This window comes from Pseudomonas sp. GW821-FHT02A08 (assembly GCF_059422045.1).
Genome location: NZ_JBWKWD010000020.1, coordinates 56,611 through 75,770, shown reverse-complemented (window position 1 = coordinate 75,770; position 19,160 = coordinate 56,611). Strand labels below are relative to the sequence as shown.

Genomic DNA, 19,160 nt, shown 5'->3' with positions numbered 1-19,160 from the left:
TTCAGGTGATCTCCAGCTGACGAAGACGGGTTTCGATGCGTTGCACCGCCAGGCTGGTCTGGCGTTGCAGGCCGCCGTTCCAACTGAGCAGTGGCGGCGCCTGGCGACCGAGTTTGATTGGGCCGGCACCGCGTACCAACAGCACCAGGGTGCAATCCAGGTCCGGGCCAAAATACAGTGCGCTGAGGCTGGCCAGTGCCGGGTGCGACTCGCCATCGGGCAGGAACCGCGCCGCCTGGGCAGAGGTCAGCGGGCCAAGGGTCAGGCGGATGCCGGCGTGTTCATCCCAGACTCGGGTGCCGGCCACTGCCGTACGCCCCAGTTGCAGGTTGCGGCCACCGGGGATCATGCGGCTGCGACTGGCGGGCGGGATCTCGCGCCAGGCACCTTCATAGGCACCGAGTTCAACCGGCAGTTCGAAATGCTCACGTACGATGGCTGCAAAACCGGCGAGGGAGCGGCGCCCATCGGCGAACAAGGCGCTGCATGCCAGCACGGCACAATCGGGTACGGCCTGACGCTCGCGCAAGGCTTTGGGCAGTAGCCCGGTCAGGGCCCGCAACTGCGCCTGGACCGCCGAAGCACCGGGGACGGTGAACCCCACGGCAATCCGGTGCTTGCGCATTACTTTGTACAGCAGGCTCAGCAGCCGATGCTGGAACAGATCGAGAAATTCAGCGGGCGCGTAATCCTTGGCCCGCGCGCGTTGCTGCAACCATTCCTGATAGGCGTAGGGTAGCGGGCCGTCGGGGCCGCCGAGACCGAACACCGGGGTGCTGAGGACCGCTTGCTGGCCGGGTTCCTGGGTCAGGCTTTCGATTTCGCTGGCGGCAAACAGCGGCGTCAACGGACCGCGCAAGCGCAGTGCTTCCGCTTGCGGAGCGGTGCCGCTGCCCAGGGACTCGGCTTGTGGATGTTCACGCTCGAGCAGCAACAGTGCCTGCAACAGTTCGAACCCCTGGGGATCCCGGCGCAGTCGTTGGCTCAGGCTCAGAGGGACAGTGGCATGCCGGCTTGGGGTTGCCATGTCTTCACCTCCCTGTCTGCTTGCACCAGCGCCGTGCGCACGAAACGGTTAGCGGTGGCATAGAGGGAAAAGAACTGCGCAAGCACCGCTGAAAACAACACCGCGCTGCTACCGACGAAATGCTGCGGGTCCAGTTGCAGGCGCACCTCCAGCCCATTGCGCCAGCCGCGCCAGGCGTCTTCGCCGACATGGGCGATGACGCGTTCACAACCGAGGCTGAGCAGGCCTTCGATTTGCCGCCAGGCGCTGGCCTCGTCCCGCAGGTTGTGCAGCTGGAGGATTTCCTTGAGTGCGTCAAGCGCCTGTGGCCCTTCGACCAGCGACAAATGATTGAGGGTCAGTTGCGAGACCAGCCGCCAGCGCGACTCGCCGTCCAGTCGCGGCACACTTTGCGGGCTGGGCGGGTTGCGCAGGCGCGCCCAGGCCACGGGGCCCGGGCGTTCAAAACCTAACGGTGTGCCGGCCGGCAGGCTCTGCGCCAGGTGCCGATTGGTGCAAAGCAGTTCAGCGGTGAGGCTGTATTCAATGGCTTCTGACAGCGGGTCGAAACGGGTGTCCACCAGGCTTACCAACAGGTCAGTGCCGAGGCGATTGGGGGTCATGCCGCTGACGCGTCGGGCATGCCAGTAGCACTGTTTATCGGCACCGCCATTCTGGCTGCCGTAATAGGCCGGCACTCGCTGAACCCCGCGACTGGAAGTGGCGCGCATCGCCCGGATGCTATGGATCTCGACGCTGTTTTCCCGGTGGCTGTCGGCGACCAGGCGGTATTCGCTGCGAGTACCGTCCGGGCGCAGGGGCTCCGAGGTTCGCGGAAACAGATTGATCACCGGCGTGCAGCCCAGTGCAAGATCGCTGGCCTGCAGGTGCAGGCGGTTGGTCGGGGCGCGGTCGAAGACGATGTACAGGTACAGCGCTTGACTGTCGCTGGTGGCGCCCGCCAGGGGCAGGTCGAAGAAGTTGAATTTGTCCGCGAAGGCAAAGTACTCGGCGAGCAGGCGCATGCCGGGGTGCACGCCGTCCTCGTCCGGCAGCAAACCTTCATCGCCGGCAAAACCGACGATCTGCGGCAGCCCGACAAGGGCTTTCGGCACGCTGCCAACGGGGCCGGCCAGGACCTGCACGGCATGGGCGCCGAGCAGATCGTAGAGGCAGGCGTTGACCACCGGGGACGCACACAGGTGGACGCGCAACTGTTCGATGCCCAGCGTCGACCACTGGCTGTCACCGAGGCAGCGCAGGCCCAGTCTCAATGCCGACCGCGCCTGGACAACGCCGGTCAGGGCCTGGGCTTCATCGCTGCCCAGCAGTAACGCTTCGGTGATTTCCACCGGCCACAGACGCACGGGTGCACTGGTGCGAAAGTGGATGCTTTCGCCTTTGCCGGTGGTGACGAACAGCGGCGTGTCGCGAGGCAACGGGTAGCCGCCGTCGAGATTGCCTTTGCTCGGGTCCGGCTGGAACTGCACGATTGCGCAGGACGGCAGCGGGCGCATCGCCAATGGATAGAGTTGCTCCAGCAGGGCATCGCTGAATTCGGCGTAGTCGTCATCGAGCCGGCGTTGCAGGCGGGCGGCCAGCAGCGCGAATCCCTCAAGCAGCCGTTCGACGTGGGGGTCGGGGCATTCGTCGGGGGACAACTCCAGCCGCCTGGCGACCTTGGGGTAGCGCTCGGCGAAAATGCCGCCGGCATGGCGCAGCCAGGTCAGTTCTCGTTGGTAGTAATCGAGCAGTTGCGGGTCAATCGAGTCGCTCATGACGCACCTCAAGGCCATCGCTTGCCTTCTCGATGACAAATGCCACGGGCCAGTGCTGCTGGCCGCCGCGCAACTCGCCAAGCAGGCGGATGCTCAGTTGCTGCGGATGGTCGGGGACTGGATTGACCTGAACCTCGCCCAGTTTCAGGCGCGGTTCGAAATGGTTGATGGCCTCGCGCACTTCCCGCGCCAACTGCCGTCGGTCATCGCTACGCTGCTGTTGCAGGGCGGTCCAGTCAGCGAGGCCGTAGTCGAGAATGCTCGGTGGCGAGGTCAGGGCACGAGGGCCACGTCGGGTGTTGAACAGGCGCAGCAATTCCGTGCGGACCGAGTCGAGCAGGTCCTGGAGGTCGAACGCATGCAGCGTGTCGACCTCGCTTGCGGCCAGTCGCTCGAACAGCGGTGGGAGTAGGGAGCCTGCCATGGCCGACGCGCCCGATTACTTGACGAGTTTGTTGGCGGCCATGTCCCAGGTCGAGGCGGCCGTGCCTTCCTTGGTGCCGTCGTCTTTTTGCGCGGTCAGCTCCCATTTGATTTTGGTGAAGTTCAGCGACAGGGTTTCCACGGGTTTGCCACCCGTACCGCCGCTGACGCTGACGTTGGACAGCACCACGTTGGTCAGGGTGTAAATGATGAACGGCATCAGTTGACCACTGCCTTCAGCGGCGTTGCGGCCGATGATGACCTTGGCTTCCGGGATCGGTTTGCCGGCACAGCAGTATTCATTGAGGGAAGGTGTGGAACTGTCGACGAATTTGGTCAGCGTGAACTCGCCGATGTGCGGCTTGCCGGAGGTCCGCTCCGAGTTGCTGACGTCGTTGGTCACCTGCATGGCCACGTTGTGGCTGTAGGACATGACTTCGATCTTGTCCTTGTAACCCTCGAGCAGGCTGTCGCCTTTGATGTCGCCGCCGAGGTCGAGAATAATTGCATCCATCGCATGAAACTCCTGAAGGTTATTGCGCTAGATAAGCAGGGAACTCCCGCCGGGCTGGCCGACGGGAGCGGGGCAGGTCAGGCGGCGACCGGTGGCGGCAGGGTGGCCACCAGGCGGATCGAGGCGGTCAGCTCTTCAAGCTGGAAGTGTGGCCGCAAAAATACCGTGGCCTTGTAGGCACCCGGCTTGCCCGCGACTTCCGTCACATCGACCCGGGCTTCACGCAACGGGTACTGCGCCTTGATCTCTTGCGGCGCGTTGTCGTTGATCAGCACGTAGTCGGCGATCCAGTTGTTGAGGTAGGTCTGCACGTTGTCGCGGGTCATGAAACTGCCGACCTTGTCGCGCATGATCACCTTCAGGTAATGCGCGAAACGCGAGGCCGCGAGCACGTACGGCAACATCGCCGAAATCCGCGCGTTGGCGTTGGCCTCGTTGGTGTTGTAGAGCTTGGACTTGTTGGTGGTCTGGCCGCCGAAGAACACTGCCACATCGCTGTTTTTCTTGTGGCACAGGGCGATGAACCCCAGGTCGTTGAGCTCTTTTTCCCGGCGGTCGGTGATGGCCACTTCGGTCGGGCATTTGAGCGACAGGTCGCCGGAGGTGGTGCGGAAGGTGTGGGCCGGCAAGCCTTCGACCGCGCCGCCGCCTTCAGCTCCGCGAATCGCCGCGCACCAGCCGTATTTGGCGAAGGCTTCGGTGATGCGCTGGGACAAGGCCCAGGCAGCGTTGCCCCACAGGTATTTGCCGTGGTCGCTGCCGTTGACGTCCTCGACGTAGTTGATGCCCTCCACCGGCGAGGTGTCCGGGCCGTAAGGCAACCGCAACAGGAAATGCGGCAGCACCAGCGATACGTAGCGCGAGTCTTCGCTTTCGCGGAAGGCGCGCCACTTGATCAGTTCCTGGCTCTCGAACACTTTCGACAGGTCGCGGGGCACGGCCAGTTCGGTGAAGCTGTTCATGTCGAACAACCGGGGGCTGGCGGCGGCAATGAACGGGGCGTGGGCGGCGGCAGCGACGTTCGACAGTTTTTCCAGCAGGCCGATGTCCTGCGGGTGCCGGCCGAAGGTGTAGTCGCCGACGAGCAGGCTGAAGGGGTGGCCACCGAAGGTGCCGTATTCCTCTTCGTAGATCTTTTTGAACAGCGCGCTCTGGTCGAACTCGACGGCTTTTTCCAGATCGTTCTGCAGCTCTTTCTGGGTGACGTTGAGCAGGCGCAATTTTAACCGGGAACTGGTTTCGGTGTTTTGCACCAACAGGTGCAGGCCGCGCCAGGAGGCTTCGATTTTTTGTAGCTCGGGGTGGTGCAGCACCTCGTTGAGTTGCGCGCTGATCAACTGGTCGATCTGGCTGATGCGGTCGTTGATCATCGCCACGGTGTCCTTGTCGATGGCCATGCCTTCGTCGAGGACCTGAGTGGCGAACTCCGCGAGCATGTCGCGGGCATAGTCCTGCTGGCTATCGTCGTGGGCCATGCGGCCTTCGGCGATGATGCGGTCAAGCAGGGACAGGCTTTGGGTGGTGCTTTCACTGGCGTTGGCGCTGGCTGAAGCGGGCATGGCGACGTCTCCCTAAGTGAATGAGTGATCAGGCTTGCGGTTCGGCCGGTGCTTCGCTGTCGCCTGCGGGGGCGGCGGTGTCCGGACGGGCAGACTTGATCTCTTGCAGGCCTTCGGTATTGGCGATGACGTCGCGCAGCAGTTTGTCCAGGTCATCGTTACCGTCGAGCTTGGTCAGCAGATCGCGCAGACGCTGACGCGCTTCAAACAGGCGCCGTAGCGGGGTCACCTGTTCGACGACCTTCACCGGGTCGAAGTCGTCGATGTGTTTGAAGTTGAGTTCGATGTTGAGCTTGCTGTCATCGCCAGTGAGGGTGTTGGTGACTTGCAAGGTGGCGCGGGGGGCAATCGAGGCGAGCACTTCGTTGAAGTTGTCGCGGTCGATCTCGGTGAAGCGTCGTTCATTGAGCTTGGGAAGGGGCTCGAGCGGCTTGCCGGAAAGGTCGGCCAGAATGCCGACGACCAACGGCAATTCTTTTTTCTCGATGGCGTTGCCGATTTCGACGTCGTAGGTGATTTGCACCCGGGGTGGGCGGACCCTGTCGAGCTTGTGCTGAGTACTTTCGGCCATGTTGGCTGACTCCGATGCATGAGCGGGCGCAATGCATCGGGAGGCCCGCTCATCGCTTTCCCTTGCTGGACCGTAGGTTAGAAAGGGTGGCAGATGGACCTGTCGTTCCTTTGACAAACCTTCCACATTCGGCATGGGGGACCGAACTATCCAAGACGCTAGAACAGGTCTATAAAAATGCAAGTGAAAACGATTTTGGACCGACCCGAGAAAAGGAAAATTCATTTTGTGTGCACGTTTTTTTGCATTCGCCCTGTTCCTGACCCTCACCGGGTGCTCGTTTTTCGGGCCTCGGGTGGACCTCGATAACCTGACCCTGGACGTCGCGCCGAAGGCCAACGACGACACGCCGATTGCCGTGGATTTCATCGCCGTCAATGATCCGGATCTGCTCAAGCAGTTGTCGGGCATCACGGCGCGGCAGTGGTTCGCCGAGCGCGATCAATACCAGCGCGACTACCGGCAACTGATGACGGTTTGGGGGCTGGAGCTGGTGCCCGGCCAGTTCATCGACAAACAACCCTTCCCGCTGGGGGGCAAGCGGGCAACTGGACTTTTGGTCTTCGCCAGCTATAACACTCCCGGAGCACACCGGTTACGGCTCGATGACCAGAGCGATGCCTGGCTCAAGTTCGACAGTCGCGAGATGACGCTGGTCAGCAATACTCCGCAGTGAACACATTGCCAGGCCGCTGGTTTGCGCGGCGACGTAGACGTCGAAGGGAGTCGTATGAGCCTGTTACCTGACGCGGTTTGCTGGCACGAGGGCATGCAATTGCTGCCCCAGCATTTTCAGTTGCAAGGGCTGCGAGCCGAGGCGTTGGTGGCGCATTTTGCCCAGGCCTGCAATCCATGGTTCTGGGGCGTGAACCGGGTCGAATTCGACCCCGGCGCATTGAGTGCCGGGCTGGTGCGGTTGCTCGACCTGCAAGCGACGCTGCCGGACGGTTTGCCGATCAATCTGCAAGTGGGTGTCGGGCCGGCGCTGGAGCTCGATGTCAGCGAAGCGGTCAACGCGTCGGAAAACGCCACGGTCACGGTGTACCTGGCCGTCAGCCCCTTGTGGCGTGCCGGTCAATTGCTGCCGCTCAAGGGCCGGCTGCAATCGGTGATCGGCGACGCGCTGCCGGATTTGACCAGCGGTGAGTACCCCGAGTCGATCACGGTGTGGCGTCCGAATCCGCGGTTGTGCACGCAACTGAACAAGGCCGATTCCATCTGTTTGCCACTGCTGAAAATCCGCAAGGAGGGCGGCGGCTTCCTTTCGCTGCCCTACACACCGCCCACGCCGTGCCTGCTGCCCGAGTCGGTGTTGGGGCGCCGGGTGGCCGGGCTGTGTGCCAGAGCGCGGGAGAAATGCATGTTCCTGGCCGGCCGCCTGCGCCAGGCGCAACAGGCCGGCAATCAAGACGATGCGCTGGAAATCCGTCGACAACTGACGGCGCTCTGGGCGCGCCTGCCGGAGGTCGAGGGGACGCTGAACAGCCGATTGGCCACCCCGCAGGCATTGCACGGTTTGCTGCTCGGGCTGGCCGGTGCCTGGTCCGCGCTGGACCCTTTGGCCGGGGTTCCACCGTTCGCCCCCCTGGATTTTCTGGAGCTGCAGCGCGGCTATGAACCGGTCCTGGACTGGCTCGAAACAACGCTCGAGTTGATCCGCGCCGGCTATCGCAGCCTGCCGTTCGAACGCAGCGAACAGAGCTTCTCGATTCAACTGCCGGACGATCAGCCGAGCCAGCGCCTGGTCATCGGTTTGCGCATGCCCAACGGCAGCAGCGAACAGGCGGCCGGCGAATGGCTGAGCGGCGCGATCATCGCCTCGGCGCCCCATGTGCCCTTGCTCAGTCGCCAGCGCATGAGCGGTTTGCCCCATGAGGCGATGAGCCGTAACGAGCAAGTGGCCTACAGCGTCGGCGACGACACGCGGTTGTTTGTGGTGACGGCCGAGGGTCAATGGTTCGACGGGCAATTGCCGTTGCTGATTGTCGCGCCGGCCGCCAAGCCGGCGAGCAGTCCATGGCAAGTGGTGTTGTTTGTGGCACAGGCCAGTGACAGTGCCTGATCAGGGAAGGGGCGTCGTATGTTCGAGGGGCATGCCGGGGCGGGTACACGGGGCTTGCGCGAAGCACCGTTGAGCAGCGCATTTCGCGAAGCCTGGTTGCAATGGTCACGGGAGTGGAATCAGCTGCCCAGGGACGGCGACGACGATGCGCTGGTGGAGGCGGTGGCCGACCTGTCGACGCAAATTTCCCAGCGTCTGTGGCGCACGGCTTTCGCCCGGGTTGGCGAAGCGGCGACCGATCAGGTCAAGGCGCTGGTCTATGCCTTTGTCGCCTTGATCGATGAAACGCTGGTGTTCACGCCGTGGCCGGGCCAGACCGCCTGGCAAGAAAAACCCCTGGAGTCGCGGATGTACACCAGCCGTCAGGCCGGTGAAAAACTGCCGGCGGCGATCAAGACGTTGCTGGACGAGCAGGTTCCCGCCACCCGCGACCTGGCCAATGTCTATTTGCAATGCCTGGTGTTGGGGTTTGAAGGACGGCTGCGGGGCGAGCAGAGTCAGGCCCGGCATGAAAAATTGCGCCTGGCACTGTTCACGTTTGCCTGGCAGCACGACGCGGAGTATGCCGATGTCAGTGCCCGGCTCGAGCAGCCTTCGGCAGTACCCGCGGTGCAGTTGCCGGTGCGGCAGTCGTTGCCCGATGGCTTTCGCCTTGGTCTGGTCATTCTCGCCATGGTCATGATTCTGACCGGGCTGGGGCAGTTCTTCTGGCGTGACATTCGCCAGGAACTCGACCCGGTGTTGCAGATGACCGACCCGGTGGCCACCTCGGAGCAAGACGCATGAGCACGCTGGAGATCGTGGGGCTGGTCATCGTCCTGTTGGTGGTGCTGGCGGTCATCGCGGTGGCGGTCTGGTGGTTGCGCACCCAGAGCGGGGCGGCGATCCGCAGTTTTTATAACGCGGTGCGTCATATGGAACAGGAGCAGGGCGCTCAGGACCGTTACCAGATTCCATGGCTGCTGATGCTCGGTGATGAAACCCAGGGCACCCAGTTATGCAGCCAGTGGCGCTTGCAACCGACGGATAAACCGGCCTGGTTCGGGCGCTGGTGGTCGGACCCCGAAGGCGCGGTGCTGGTGGTGCCACAGGCGCTGTTTTTGCCCGATGAAGGCATGAGTCTGCAGCGCGGCGGCTGGTGGCGCCTGTTGGGGTTGATCCTGCGCCTGCGCAGCAAACGGCCACTGGACGGGGTGGTCTGGACCGTGCCGGTCAGCCACCTGGGTAATGCCGAGCAGGCCGCGAACCTCGGTCTGGCGGCGCGCCGGCGCTTCATCGATCTGTTGCAGCGGTTTGGCCTGAGCCTGCCGGTTTACGTGATGATCACCGGCATGGAAGAGCTGCCGGGTTTTCAGGAACTGATCTCGGCGCTCCCCGCCGATGCCCGCGAACGCACTTTGGGCTGGTCTTCACCCTTTGGTCCCGAGGCGGTCTGGCAGGCGCAATGGAGTGATCAGGCGCTGGACCAGGTGAATCGGGCCCTGTCGGAATCGATCATTGAAATCGGTGCGTTGTCCGGCCATCTCAAGGGCGAACTGTTCGGGTTGCCGGAACAATTCGAGGCCTTGAGGCATCATCTGCAAACCGTGCTCGAACCGGTATTCCAGGGCAATGCCCAAGGCGAGGCGCCACGTTTTCGTGGGGTGTACTTCACCGCCAACCAGCCCTCGCAAGAGGCTGCCGACGGGTTCTCAGCCCATGACAACGGGTTGCAACAGAGTGCCTTTGCCCGGCAATTGTGGCAGCGCCGGGTGGTTGCCGAACGCGGTCTGGCTCAGGTGGTGCCACGCTTGCTGCGCCTGCGTCAGCGTTGGCAGCGGCTGACCGGTGTGGTGACCCTGGTGATCGGCGTGGTCTGGGCCGCCAGCATGCTCTGGGTCTGGCAGGACTCGGTCAAGGATGCCCATGAGCTGTCGCGTCTGCTGCAAGGCGCGCAGAAAAATTACGTTGCAGTCACCGATGAGTCCCATAGGCTGGAGTCGACCCGGCGCAACGTCCAGGGGTTCTGGCGGGTCCTGGAAAAGGCTCCGCGCTGGAGCTTCACCTCGGTGGTGTTTCCCACCTCCTGGTTCTCGTCGCTGGACAGGCAACTGGAGGATCAACTGCGCCTGACTGCCCTGAGCCATATGTTGGAACCGCTACATGACTTGCTGAAGGCCGAACTGGTGCAACTCAAGGCCATTCGCAACACCGAGCGACGTGGCAACGTCGAAAACGAAGACCCGGCCCAATGGCAAAATTACGTCAAGGCCAAGGACCTGGTGGAGCGCGCGGTACGTCTCGAGCAACAGAATCAATGGTTCAGTCAGGCGCTGAACAACCCCAAGGCGCCGCTCGAAGATCTGGCGTTGCTGAGTAATAACGCGCTGTCCCTGAACCTCAATGCCGGTACGTTGCACCGTGCGGGTTTTTACAACCGGGTATTGCTCGATGCCAATGGCGGTGACCTCAAACCCCTGGACCTGGCCATGGAGCGCGCGGTCATCGAGGAGAACTTTTCCGGGCTCATGGAGCGTTGGCTTGACCAGTATTTTCTGGCCGACAACTTCGTCCGGCAGGCCGGTTATCTCAAGCTGCACCTTGAACGGCTGGAGGCCGGCAGCGGCAATTCCCTGGCGGAACTCGAAGACTTGCGCGCGCTGATCGACGACCTGCAAGCATTGGTCGGGCTGACCAATTCGGCCTGGAGTCGCGGCAAGGGGCAGGACCTGGTGCCGGGTTATCGCGAGATGATGGACAAGGTGCGCCAGAGCAGCCTGCTCGGCCCGCAGATCGAGCAACAGCTGGACCAGCAAGCGTCCAGGTTGCAGCAAAGCTTTCGTGATCAATGGATCGCCCAGGCGGGGGCGCGGGGTAACTTGCTGGTTCAGCAAGGCAGCGGGCAGCTGAGCTTGCAAGTGCATGTCAACCAGCTGAACAACGCGGTACAGGCCCTGTTCAAACGGGATTTCGTGGCCATCGCCTTGCGCGCGGATCAGGCTGCCGCTGCCGTTCAGGGGCAGAACGTCGATGGCGATGACCTCGGTACGGCGCTTAATTATTTTGCCAGCTACAAGAGTTATGCCGCCGAAGAACTTCCACGCATTCCCCCGGCATATCGCGATGCGGTGCTTCAGGCGGCAGAGGGGGCGGCGGCCAAGGCCATGTGGTTGAGTCTCAAGGACCAGAACGACCAACCCCGTGGCGACGATGTATTCAACGTGCTGGCGCCACAGGCCGTGGCCTTGCAAAAAGCCTTCGCCGAGGTCCATCGCAACGATCTGGCCATGCGTGTGCAAAACGCGCTGAACCGTCGCGCCATGGCCCAGGTGGTCAGCGGTCTTGACGAGATTACCGCGCAACCGTTGTTCAGCGGGCGCAGTGAGATCAGTCAGTGGGACGGCTCGAAAAACCTCGGCCTGCAACTGTTTGGCGCCCTTGATGTGCAGGATTTGAAACTGAGCCTAAAGCAGCAATTCAACACCATGCTCGGCATCACCGAACGGCGCACTTCGGCGCTGGAGTGGCTCAAGACCCAGCAACAAGGTCTCTCGGCGCTGGATTACGAACGTGTCATGCAATTCAGCGCGCTCAACGATGAACTGCTCAAGTACAAGGACCAGAACCCTGCCAGCTCACCGGCCCAGATCGAGCAGTTGGTGAGCCGCGACTTCATTGAAATGGACGCCACGTCCTGCGGCCAGATTCTTCAGACAGCCAGCTTGTCCGGCGGGCGCGGGACGCTGGCCCTGCGTGCCCTGGATCTGCAACAGAGCGCGATGCAACGCTGTCAGTTCTTGCAGCAGCAACAAGCAGCGGCGGCCTGGAACGACCTGGCCAACTATTTCAATCAATACCTGGCCGAGCGCTTCCCGTTTGCCAATGGCGTGCAGGCCACCGACGCCGATCCGGCCAGGGTTCAGCACTTCCTCGACTTGATCGACAAACGACTGCCCGTGGCGCAGGCCGGGTTGCAGCTGAGCCAGACGCCGGAGCGCCTGGCTGCGGAGGATTTCCTCAACCGCTTGAAGTTGGCCGGCACCTGGCTGGGTCCGCTGTTCGTGCGGGACAAGAGCGGCATCCTCGGCGTTGAAATGGACGTGCGCTGGCGCACCGATCGTGAGGAGGAGCGTGGCGCCGATCAAGTGATCGCCTGGGGCTTGAATGCCGGTAATCAACAAATCAGTTACCCCGGCGAGCCACAGCCCAACCTGCGCTGGATGGTCGGCCAACCGGTCCGGCTGACCTTGCGTTGGGCCAGGAACGGCTCGCAACGTCCGGCCAATGATCCGTTGCAGCCCAACCTGATGGTGCGTGATTTCGAAGCCGGTTGGGAGTACGGCGGCCCATGGTCGTTGCTGCGCCTGATCCGTTCACACCAGTCGGTGCAGCGCCAGCCGAACATGGACTTCACCGACTTTCCGCTGACATTGCGCCTGCCGGTCACCGCACAGGCCAGCACGGCCGGGCAGACGCTGATGTTTGTGCGTGTGTCGTTAATGAGCCAGGGCTCGAAATTTCCGCTGTCCATTCCACCGCCGCCCACCCGGGCCCCGCGCTCACCGTTCATGCAAACCAGGGCGACTGTGTCTGCGACGGTCATGACTGAGGAGGAGGGCTTGTGAACCTGACTTCACCACCGTTGCCGGAGCTGATTGCCCGACTGCTCGAACCGATCAGCGAAGAGGCACCCTGCGGCGAGGATTTGCGTTACGAGCGTGAGTTCGACCTGGCCCGCGAACTGCGCCGGGAGGACGACACCAGCCTGCCAACGGGAGTCTGGCAATCGTCGATCAAACGGGCGCAATGGCCCGAGCTGGAAAAACTGACCACCACGCTGCTGCTTGAACGCAGCAAGGATTTGATGGTGTGCGCCTGGCTCGGCGAGGCCTGGTTGCATCGGGACGGCCTGGACGGGTTGCCCGGCAGCCTCGCGCTGGTTGCGGGCTTGTGCGAGCGCTACCCCGAGCAGCTTCATCCCCGGGCCGAAGACGGTGACCAGTCATGGCGGGTCATTCCCCTGGAGTGGCTGGTGCGGCGCTACAGCGAAGTGTTGCTGACACGGGTGGCGCTGATCGATCCGCGTCACGGGGAATTCGACGGTTACTGTCTGGACGCGTGGCGGCGATTACAGCTGCAACAGGTACTGGTCAATGACAGCAAGGCAGCAAAAACCGCGGCGGAAACAGCACGGGGCGAACAGCAAAAACTCACCGAACTGATCCGGTCGACACCTCTGTCCCACTGGCTACGCCGCCAGGACAACCTGCTGGCGAGCCTGCAACATCTGCAACGGCTGCAAGCCTGGAGCGATGCTTACCTCGGCGCCCAGGCACCGGGCTTCAGGGGCTTGCAGGAAGTGATCGAGGCATTATTGACACGGGTACAGGAGTTCATCGCCATGCAGCCACGACTGTTGACCGAAGTGCCGGTGGAGTCGCCATCCCTGGCGGCGTCGGAATCGGCCGGGCTGGCGTCGGCGCCATCCACACCTCAGGTGTTTCGCGAGCCGGCGAGCCGCGACGAGGCCTATCGGCAATTACTGTTGATTGCCGAGTACCTGACACGCACCGAACCCCACAGCCCCGTCCCTTACTTGATTCGCAGGGGGGTGGAGTGGGGCAATAAACCGCTGAGTGAACTGTTGGGTGAACTGATCTCGGCCGATGCCGAATCCCGTCGCCTGTGGACGCTGTTGGGTGTCCTTTAATCGGTGATCGGGTACGGCGTGATCGGCGCGGGCAAGGCAATCGGCGTGAGCACCGGTTGGCCGGAGAAAAACGCCACGAGGTTCTTGCCCACCAGTTCGACGGTGCCCTGGGTGGCTTCCGGGGATAGCCCGGCGACATGGGGGGTGAGGATCACGTTGCTCAGGGTCTTGAGTGCATCCGGCACTTTCGGTTCGGCGTCGAACACATCCAGCGCGGCGCCGGCGATCCGGCGTTGCTCAAGGGCGCTGATCAGGTCGGCAGTGGCAATCACGCTGGCCCGGGCAATGTTGACGATAAACCCGTTGGGGCCCAACGCGTCGAGCACCGGGCGATTGATCAGTTGCCGGGTGCCCACGCCGCCGGGCGTGGCGACGATCAGGAAGTCCGAGGCCCGCGCCAGTTCGGTCGGGGTCGAGCAGAAGGTGTAGGACACATCGCTGCGATGCTGGCGATTGTGGTAGCAAATCTCCATGTCGAAACCGGCGCTGGCGCGTTTGGCGATGGCCATGCCGACCGCGCCGAGGCCGAGGATGCCCAGGCGTTTGCCGGCGAGGGAAGGGCGCATGATCTTCGGCCACTCGCCGCGCCGTACGGCGGCATCACAGCGGGGGATGTCGCGCACCAGCGACAGCAGCAGCGCCATGGCATGGTCGGCGACGGACGAGGCGTTGACCCCGGCGCCATTGGTGACGGTGATACCCCGGTTGGCGGCGGCCTGCAGGTCGACGTGTTCATAGCCGGCACCGATCACGCAGATGATCTTGAGATTGGGTAGCGCGGCGATTTCTTCGGCATACAGCCCCAACGGGCCACGGGTGAGGACGGCGTCGATCTGCCCGGTGTGGCGGGCGATGGCTTCGGCGCGCTCGGCGGGCGTCGGGGCCAGGATCAGGTGAAAGCCCTGATGTTCAAGGATAGGTAGGTAATCATTGATGGTTTCAACCAGTACCAGAACGGTTACAGGCATGCTTGGCTCCCTGTGGGCATCGAAAAATCGGCTGGAACGCCACTTGAGATTGCTGACTTCAGGCCGGCTTGGCAACCACCAGCGATCGCAGCCCGTGGCAGCTCCTGGGCCCTGGCGGGCACCGGGCTGAGTGTAGGGGTTGGCGAAGCTGCGATCTTTTTATTGCGCGGTGAGGTCGCTTTACTTCGGCGGCATGAGGACGGCCCGGGCAGCTTCGAGAATTTCATCCGACAGCGGATCGCCCCGGGTGGCCCGGGACAGCATCAGCGCACCGAACATCAGCGAATACTGCACCAGCGCCTGCTGCCGTTTGCCGGCTTCGTCTTCTGCGTCCAGCAGCGAGCCGAGGGAATCGAGCAGGTTGTTCAGGCCCAGCAGATAGGTTTGGCGCAAGCCGCTCTCGGTGGCCTCATGGCACATGTCCCCGGCAAAGGCGACCACCGGGCAGCTGTCGCCCGGATTGTCCCGGCTTTCGCTGGACAGGTAGGTTTCGACCACGGCGCGGTGGGACGCGTCCTTGCTGTCATGCTCGGCCACCCGTCCCAGCCAGCGTTGCGCGGCCTGTTCGAAAGCCCGGCCGCTGGCCTCTTGCGCCAGGGCTTCCCTGGATTCGAAGTGCCCGTAGAAACCGCCGTGGGTCAGGCCCGCGGCAGCCATCACATCGACCACACTGACCCCGTGCAGGCCGCGCTCGCGAAACAGCCGGGTGGCGGCATCGACGATAGTTTCGCGGTTGAGGTCGGCTTGTTTACGGGAAACTCGGGGCATGGGTCATTCTCGGTTTGCAGGTTGAATATCAGAGGGCGTATTGGGCAATCCCGTTGCCGAACGACCAGTTCTCTTTTTTCACTTCCACCAGATTGATGAAAACGTCCTCCAGTCGCACGGCCAGCTCTGCGTTAAGGCTTTCGGCGATGGTCTTGTAGAGGTTTTTTTTCTGCTCCAGGGTTCGCCCTTCGTTGAGGGTGATCTGGATGACGACCAGGTTATCGGTGCGGTTGATGCCCAGATACTCGGGATCAAAGATGAAATGCTGCTCGTCGTGTTCAGTCAGGATCTGGAAGTTATCGTGCTCCGGTACGCCAATGGTCTGGCGCATGGCGGCATAGATCAGTTGCCCAATGCGTTTGGCGTGGGTGGGGTCCCGGTGTTTTTTGATGTCGACGCGAACCAGTGGCATGGGCAGACTCCGGAAGGAATGCGGGTCGGTTAAAAATACATGATGATAGACCTTTATCAAGCGCGCATTGCGCTTTGGCGATGACGCGCAGGTTCACTGCAGATCCCTGTGGGAGCGGGCTTGCTCGCGAAGACGGCGGCACATTCAGCATTGATGTGTCTGACACTCCGCTTTCGCGAGCAAGCCCGCTCCCACAGAGGATCTCCCACAGGGGGATTTTCGACTACCTGGTACCACCGTTCCTCACCTAAGTCTTTGCTTCTGCTCACTAATCCCCCAGAATGCCGCCCCTGTTTCGGCCGGACGCCGCCTGTCGGGTATTCCGACGCGTCCTGGCCGGGTGGCAAGTGACCGGAATGTGGAGATCCCACCGGATGAATGATCAGGCCAATAGCGTTAACGAACGCTATGTAGAAGCGACACCCGCGACGCTGTCGAGCTGGAATCGCCAGGACACCACCTGGATGCTGGGCCTGTTTGGCACGGCGATTGGTGCCGGAACCCTGTTTTTGCCGATCAACGCAGGCCTGGGCGGTTTCTGGCCGCTGCTGATCCTGGCGTTGCTGGCGTTCCCGATGACGTTCTACGCACACCGCGGGCTGACCCGTTTCGTGTTGTCCGGTCGCGAAGGCGCCGACATCACTGAAGTGGTGGAAGAGCATTTCGGCATCAAGGCCGGCGCGCTGATCACCTTGCTGTACTTCTTCGCCATTTTCCCGATCCTGCTGATCTACAGCGTGGCCCTGACCAACACGGTCGGCAGCTTCATGGAGCATCAACTGCACATCACGCCGCCACCGCGCGCCGTGCTGTCGCTGGTGCTGATCCTCGGCCTGCTGGCGGTGGTGCGTTGCGGTGAGCAATTGATCGTCAAGGCCATGAGCCTGATGGTCTACCCGTTCATCGTCGCGCTGCTGTTCCTGGCGGTGTACCTGGTTCCCCACTGGAACGGTGGTATCCTCACCACCGCGAGCAGCGTGCCGGCGCCATCGGCGTTGCTGCATACCCTATGGCTGGCGATTCCGGTGATGGTGTTCTCGTTCAACCACTCGCCGATCATTTCGGCCTTCGCCGTGGACCAGAAGCGTCGCTACGGTGAGCACGCCGAGCAGCGCAGCTCGCAGATCCTGTCCCGCGCCCACCTGCTGATGGTGGTGATGGTGCTGTTCTTCGTCTTCAGTTGCGTGCTGACCCTGTCGCCAGCACAACTGGCCGAAGCCAAGGCGCAGAACCTGTCGATCCTGTCGTACCTGGCCAACCACTTCAGCAACCCGACCATCGCCTTTGCGGCGCCGTTGATTGCCTTCGTGGCCATTTCCAAGTCGTTCCTGGGGCACTACATCGGTGCCAGCGAAGGCCTCAAGGGCCTGATCGTCAAGAGCGGCAAGCGTCCGTCCGCCAAGGCCCTGGACCGCATGACCGCCGCGTTCATGCTGGTGGTGTGCTGGATCGTCGCCACGCTGAACCCGAGCATCCTCGGCATGATCGAAACCCTCGGTGGCCCGGTGATCGCGGCGATCCTGTTCCTGATGCCGATGTACGCCATCCGCAAGGTGCCGGCGATGGCACGCTATCGCGCACAGGCATCCAACGTCTTCGTGACGGCGGTGGGCCTGGTGGCGATCACGGCGTTGATCTACTCGCTGACCGCGTGATCCACCGGCCTGCTCGCGCAGTGCCGGGTTGACAGCTACAGTGGCCGCTGCACGTGATACGTGCAGCGGTTTTTTTTCGCCTGGAGGCACTGGATTGTCGAGCGAACCAAAGGCTGATCCCAGCGAGCAACCCAACCGTTGGCAGGACCTGTTGGCAGGGCTGTCGATTGCCGGTCTGTTGCTGCCCGAAGCGGTCGCCTACTCAAGCATCGCCGCACTGGCGCCCCAGGCCGGGGTGATCGCCCTGTTCGCCGGGTTGCTGTGTTATGGCCTGTTCGGCACCAGCCGCTTTGCGATTGTCTCGGCCACTTCATCCTCCGCCGCCGTGCTGGCCGCCGCGACCGCCACCCTGGCCAATGGCGACCCCGGGCTTCGCGCGACCCTGGCCTTCGGCCTGGTGCTGGTGATCGGGGCGTTTTTCTTGCTGGCGGGGCTGTTCAAGCTCGGCAGCGTGACCTCGTTCATCGCCAAGCCGGTGCTGCGCGGCTTTGCCTTTGGCCTGGCGCTGACCATCATCCTCAAGCAGGTCGCCAACGTGGTCGGCGTGCATTTGACCGATGCCAACCTGGTGCGCTTGCTGCCGCAACTGCTGGAGCAACTGCCGCAATGGAACTGGGTGGCGGCTGGCGTCGGCGCCGTGGCATTGGGCTTGTTATGGCTGTTTGCGCGGTTTCGGAGCTTGCCCGGAGGTTTGTTGGTGGTGGTGATCGGCATCGCGGCGGGGCAGTGGCTGGACCTGCCGGCTTATGGTGTGAAGCTGATCGGCGTGATCGACCTGAGCCTGGAGGTGCCGAAGCTGCCGGTACTGCCGTTTGCCGACTGGCTGCGTCTGGGGGAATTGGCGTTCGCCATGGTGATGATTCTGTATGCGGAGTCCTACGGCTCGATCAGTTCTTATGCGCTAAAGCATCACGACCGGGTGACCTCGAACCGCGACCTGCTGGCGCTGGGGGCTTCCAACTTGCTGTCTGGTCTGTTCCATGGCATGCCGGCGGGCGCGGGGTATTCGGCGACGTCGGCCAATGAGGCGGCGGGTGCCACTTCGCGCCTGGCCGGTATCGTGGCGGCGCTGGTGGTGCTGGTCATTGTCCTGACGGTGCTGCCTTACATCGCCCTGACCCCGGAACCGATCCTCGCCGCCATCGTCATCCATGCCCTGGGGCGCGGCTTGAGCCTGCAGCCGCTGGGACGCTATTTCATCTGGCGCCGAGACCGCTTGCTGGTGATCTGCGCCGTGGGGGCGGTGTTGGTGCTGGGGGTGCTGGACGGCTTGCTGGTGGCGGTGGCGATCAGTGTGTTGCTGATGCTCAAGCAGATGTCGGCGGCGGATATCCAGATTCTGGGGCGCATCGATGGCGGTCACGACTTTGTCGACCTGCAACGCCACCCGGCGGCGCAAGCAGTGCCTGATGTGCTGATTGTGCGGCCGGGGGAAGCGTTGTTCTTTGCCAACGTCGAGCGGATTCTTGGGGGTGCCTTGCGTCTGATCCGGCATTCGCAAACGCCGATTCATATGGTGATTCTAAGTCTTGAGGAATCGCCAGATCTGGATGGCACCAGCATCGAGGCGTTGCAGGAGTTTTTCGTACGGGTGCGTCAGGAAGGTAAGTGTTTGATTCTGGCTCGTCTCAAGGACGACGCACAAACGGCGTTGGCGGCATTGTCGCAGGTGAAGGCTAACGGGGTGGTTTTGAGCGGGCTAAGTGTTGATGGCGCAGTGCAACAAGCCCTGAAGCTGAACGCATAACCCTGTGG

At 62.7% G+C, this 19,160-nt stretch carries 16 protein-coding genes; 7 read left to right on the top strand and 9 right to left on the bottom strand.

The genetic code is table 11. From position 1 onward, the window contains the following. Nucleotide 1: 1 nt before the first annotated feature. The 6 genes from tssG to tssB all read right to left on the bottom strand — a co-directional run bounded on the left by tssG (nucleotide 2) and on the right by tssB (nucleotide 5,851). Nucleotides 2-1,027 (bottom strand): type VI secretion system baseplate subunit TssG, encoded by a 1,026-nt coding sequence (gene tssG, locus AC07W4_RS15830; RefSeq protein WP_008046677.1) that lies wholly within the window; start codon nucleotides 1,025-1,027, stop codon nucleotides 2-4. Beyond that, nucleotides 991-2,784 carry a type VI secretion system baseplate subunit TssF gene (gene tssF, locus AC07W4_RS15825; protein WP_495033039.1) on the bottom strand — a complete coding sequence of 598 codons (1,794 nt, stop codon included), beginning with the start codon at nucleotides 2,782-2,784 and terminating at the stop codon, nucleotides 991-993. Before tssF ends, tssG begins: the two co-directional genes overlap by 37 nt. Continuing rightward, a complete protein-coding gene (gene tssE, locus AC07W4_RS15820; protein ID WP_008046675.1) occupies nucleotides 2,768-3,208 on the bottom strand; it encodes a type VI secretion system baseplate subunit TssE in 441 nt (146 codons plus the stop codon). The genes tssF and tssE overlap by 17 nt, the downstream gene beginning before the upstream one ends. Before the next feature lie 15 nt (nucleotides 3,209-3,223). Continuing rightward, a complete protein-coding gene (locus AC07W4_RS15815; protein WP_008046674.1) occupies nucleotides 3,224-3,721 on the bottom strand; it encodes an Hcp family type VI secretion system effector in 498 nt (165 codons plus the stop codon). Between the two features lie 77 nt (nucleotides 3,722-3,798). Beyond that, a complete protein-coding gene (tssC, locus tag AC07W4_RS15810) occupies nucleotides 3,799-5,280 on the bottom strand; it encodes a type VI secretion system contractile sheath large subunit (RefSeq protein WP_495033038.1) in 1,482 nt (493 codons plus the stop codon). Between the two features lie 28 nt (nucleotides 5,281-5,308). Then, the gene (gene tssB / locus AC07W4_RS15805) at nucleotides 5,309-5,851 is read right to left on the bottom strand and encodes a type VI secretion system contractile sheath small subunit (protein ID WP_008046673.1); all 543 of its coding nucleotides are present in this window, start codon (nucleotides 5,849-5,851) and stop codon (nucleotides 5,309-5,311) included. A 226-nt stretch (nucleotides 5,852-6,077) separates the two neighbouring features. Here tssB and AC07W4_RS15800 point away from each other — a divergent pair, with 226 nt between their 5' ends. Genes AC07W4_RS15800 through tssA form a run of 5 tightly spaced genes read left to right on the top strand, consistent with a single transcriptional unit; the run spans nucleotide 6,078 to nucleotide 13,602 of the window. After that, on the top strand, nucleotides 6,078-6,527 hold the full coding sequence (locus AC07W4_RS15800) for a type VI secretion protein (protein ID WP_495033037.1): 450 nt from the start codon (nucleotides 6,078-6,080) through the stop codon (nucleotides 6,525-6,527). 54 nt (nucleotides 6,528-6,581) lie between these two features. Then, on the top strand, nucleotides 6,582-7,913 hold the full coding sequence (gene tssK, locus AC07W4_RS15795; protein WP_495033036.1) for a type VI secretion system baseplate subunit TssK: 1,332 nt from the start codon (nucleotides 6,582-6,584) through the stop codon (nucleotides 7,911-7,913). Nucleotides 7,914-7,931: 18 nt separating this feature from the next. Next, nucleotides 7,932-8,699, top strand: coding sequence for a DotU family type IV/VI secretion system protein (locus AC07W4_RS15790; RefSeq protein ID WP_495033035.1), 768 nt, complete (start codon nucleotides 7,932-7,934; stop codon nucleotides 8,697-8,699). Then, nucleotides 8,696-12,517, top strand: a complete 3,822-nt coding sequence (locus AC07W4_RS15785) for a type VI secretion system protein (protein WP_495033034.1) — start codon at nucleotides 8,696-8,698, stop codon at nucleotides 12,515-12,517. Before AC07W4_RS15790 ends, AC07W4_RS15785 begins: the two co-directional genes overlap by 4 nt. Further along, the gene (gene tssA / locus AC07W4_RS15780) at nucleotides 12,514-13,602 is read left to right on the top strand and encodes a type VI secretion system protein TssA (protein WP_495033033.1); all 1,089 of its coding nucleotides are present in this window, start codon (nucleotides 12,514-12,516) and stop codon (nucleotides 13,600-13,602) included. Before AC07W4_RS15785 ends, tssA begins: the two co-directional genes overlap by 4 nt. Here tssA and AC07W4_RS15775 read toward each other — a convergent pair. The 3 genes from AC07W4_RS15775 to AC07W4_RS15765 all read right to left on the bottom strand — a co-directional run bounded on the left by AC07W4_RS15775 (nucleotide 13,599) and on the right by AC07W4_RS15765 (nucleotide 15,750). Continuing rightward, the gene (locus tag AC07W4_RS15775) at nucleotides 13,599-14,570 is read right to left on the bottom strand and encodes a 2-hydroxyacid dehydrogenase (RefSeq protein WP_495033032.1); all 972 of its coding nucleotides are present in this window, start codon (nucleotides 14,568-14,570) and stop codon (nucleotides 13,599-13,601) included. The two genes, tssA and AC07W4_RS15775, sit on opposite strands and share 4 nt — an antisense overlap. Nucleotides 14,571-14,750: 180 nt before the next feature. Beyond that, the gene (locus AC07W4_RS15770; protein WP_495033031.1) at nucleotides 14,751-15,338 is read right to left on the bottom strand and encodes a TetR/AcrR family transcriptional regulator; all 588 of its coding nucleotides are present in this window, start codon (nucleotides 15,336-15,338) and stop codon (nucleotides 14,751-14,753) included. 28 nt (nucleotides 15,339-15,366) lie between these two features. Then, nucleotides 15,367-15,750 (bottom strand): tautomerase family protein, encoded by a 384-nt coding sequence (locus AC07W4_RS15765; protein ID WP_008046658.1) that lies wholly within the window; start codon nucleotides 15,748-15,750, stop codon nucleotides 15,367-15,369. Nucleotides 15,751-16,124: 374 nt separating this feature from the next. Between AC07W4_RS15765 and AC07W4_RS15760 the strand changes: the two genes are divergently transcribed. Both AC07W4_RS15760 and AC07W4_RS15755 read left to right on the top strand, forming a co-directional pair. Beyond that, complete coding sequence (locus AC07W4_RS15760) at nucleotides 16,125-17,405, top strand: serine/threonine transporter (protein WP_008046650.1); 1,281 nt, start codon at nucleotides 16,125-16,127, stop codon at nucleotides 17,403-17,405. A gap of 94 nt (nucleotides 17,406-17,499) precedes the next feature. Beyond that, nucleotides 17,500-19,152 carry a SulP family inorganic anion transporter gene (locus tag AC07W4_RS15755; protein WP_495033030.1) on the top strand — a complete coding sequence of 551 codons (1,653 nt, stop codon included), beginning with the start codon at nucleotides 17,500-17,502 and terminating at the stop codon, nucleotides 19,150-19,152. The last annotated feature ends 8 nt before the right edge of the window (nucleotides 19,153-19,160 follow it).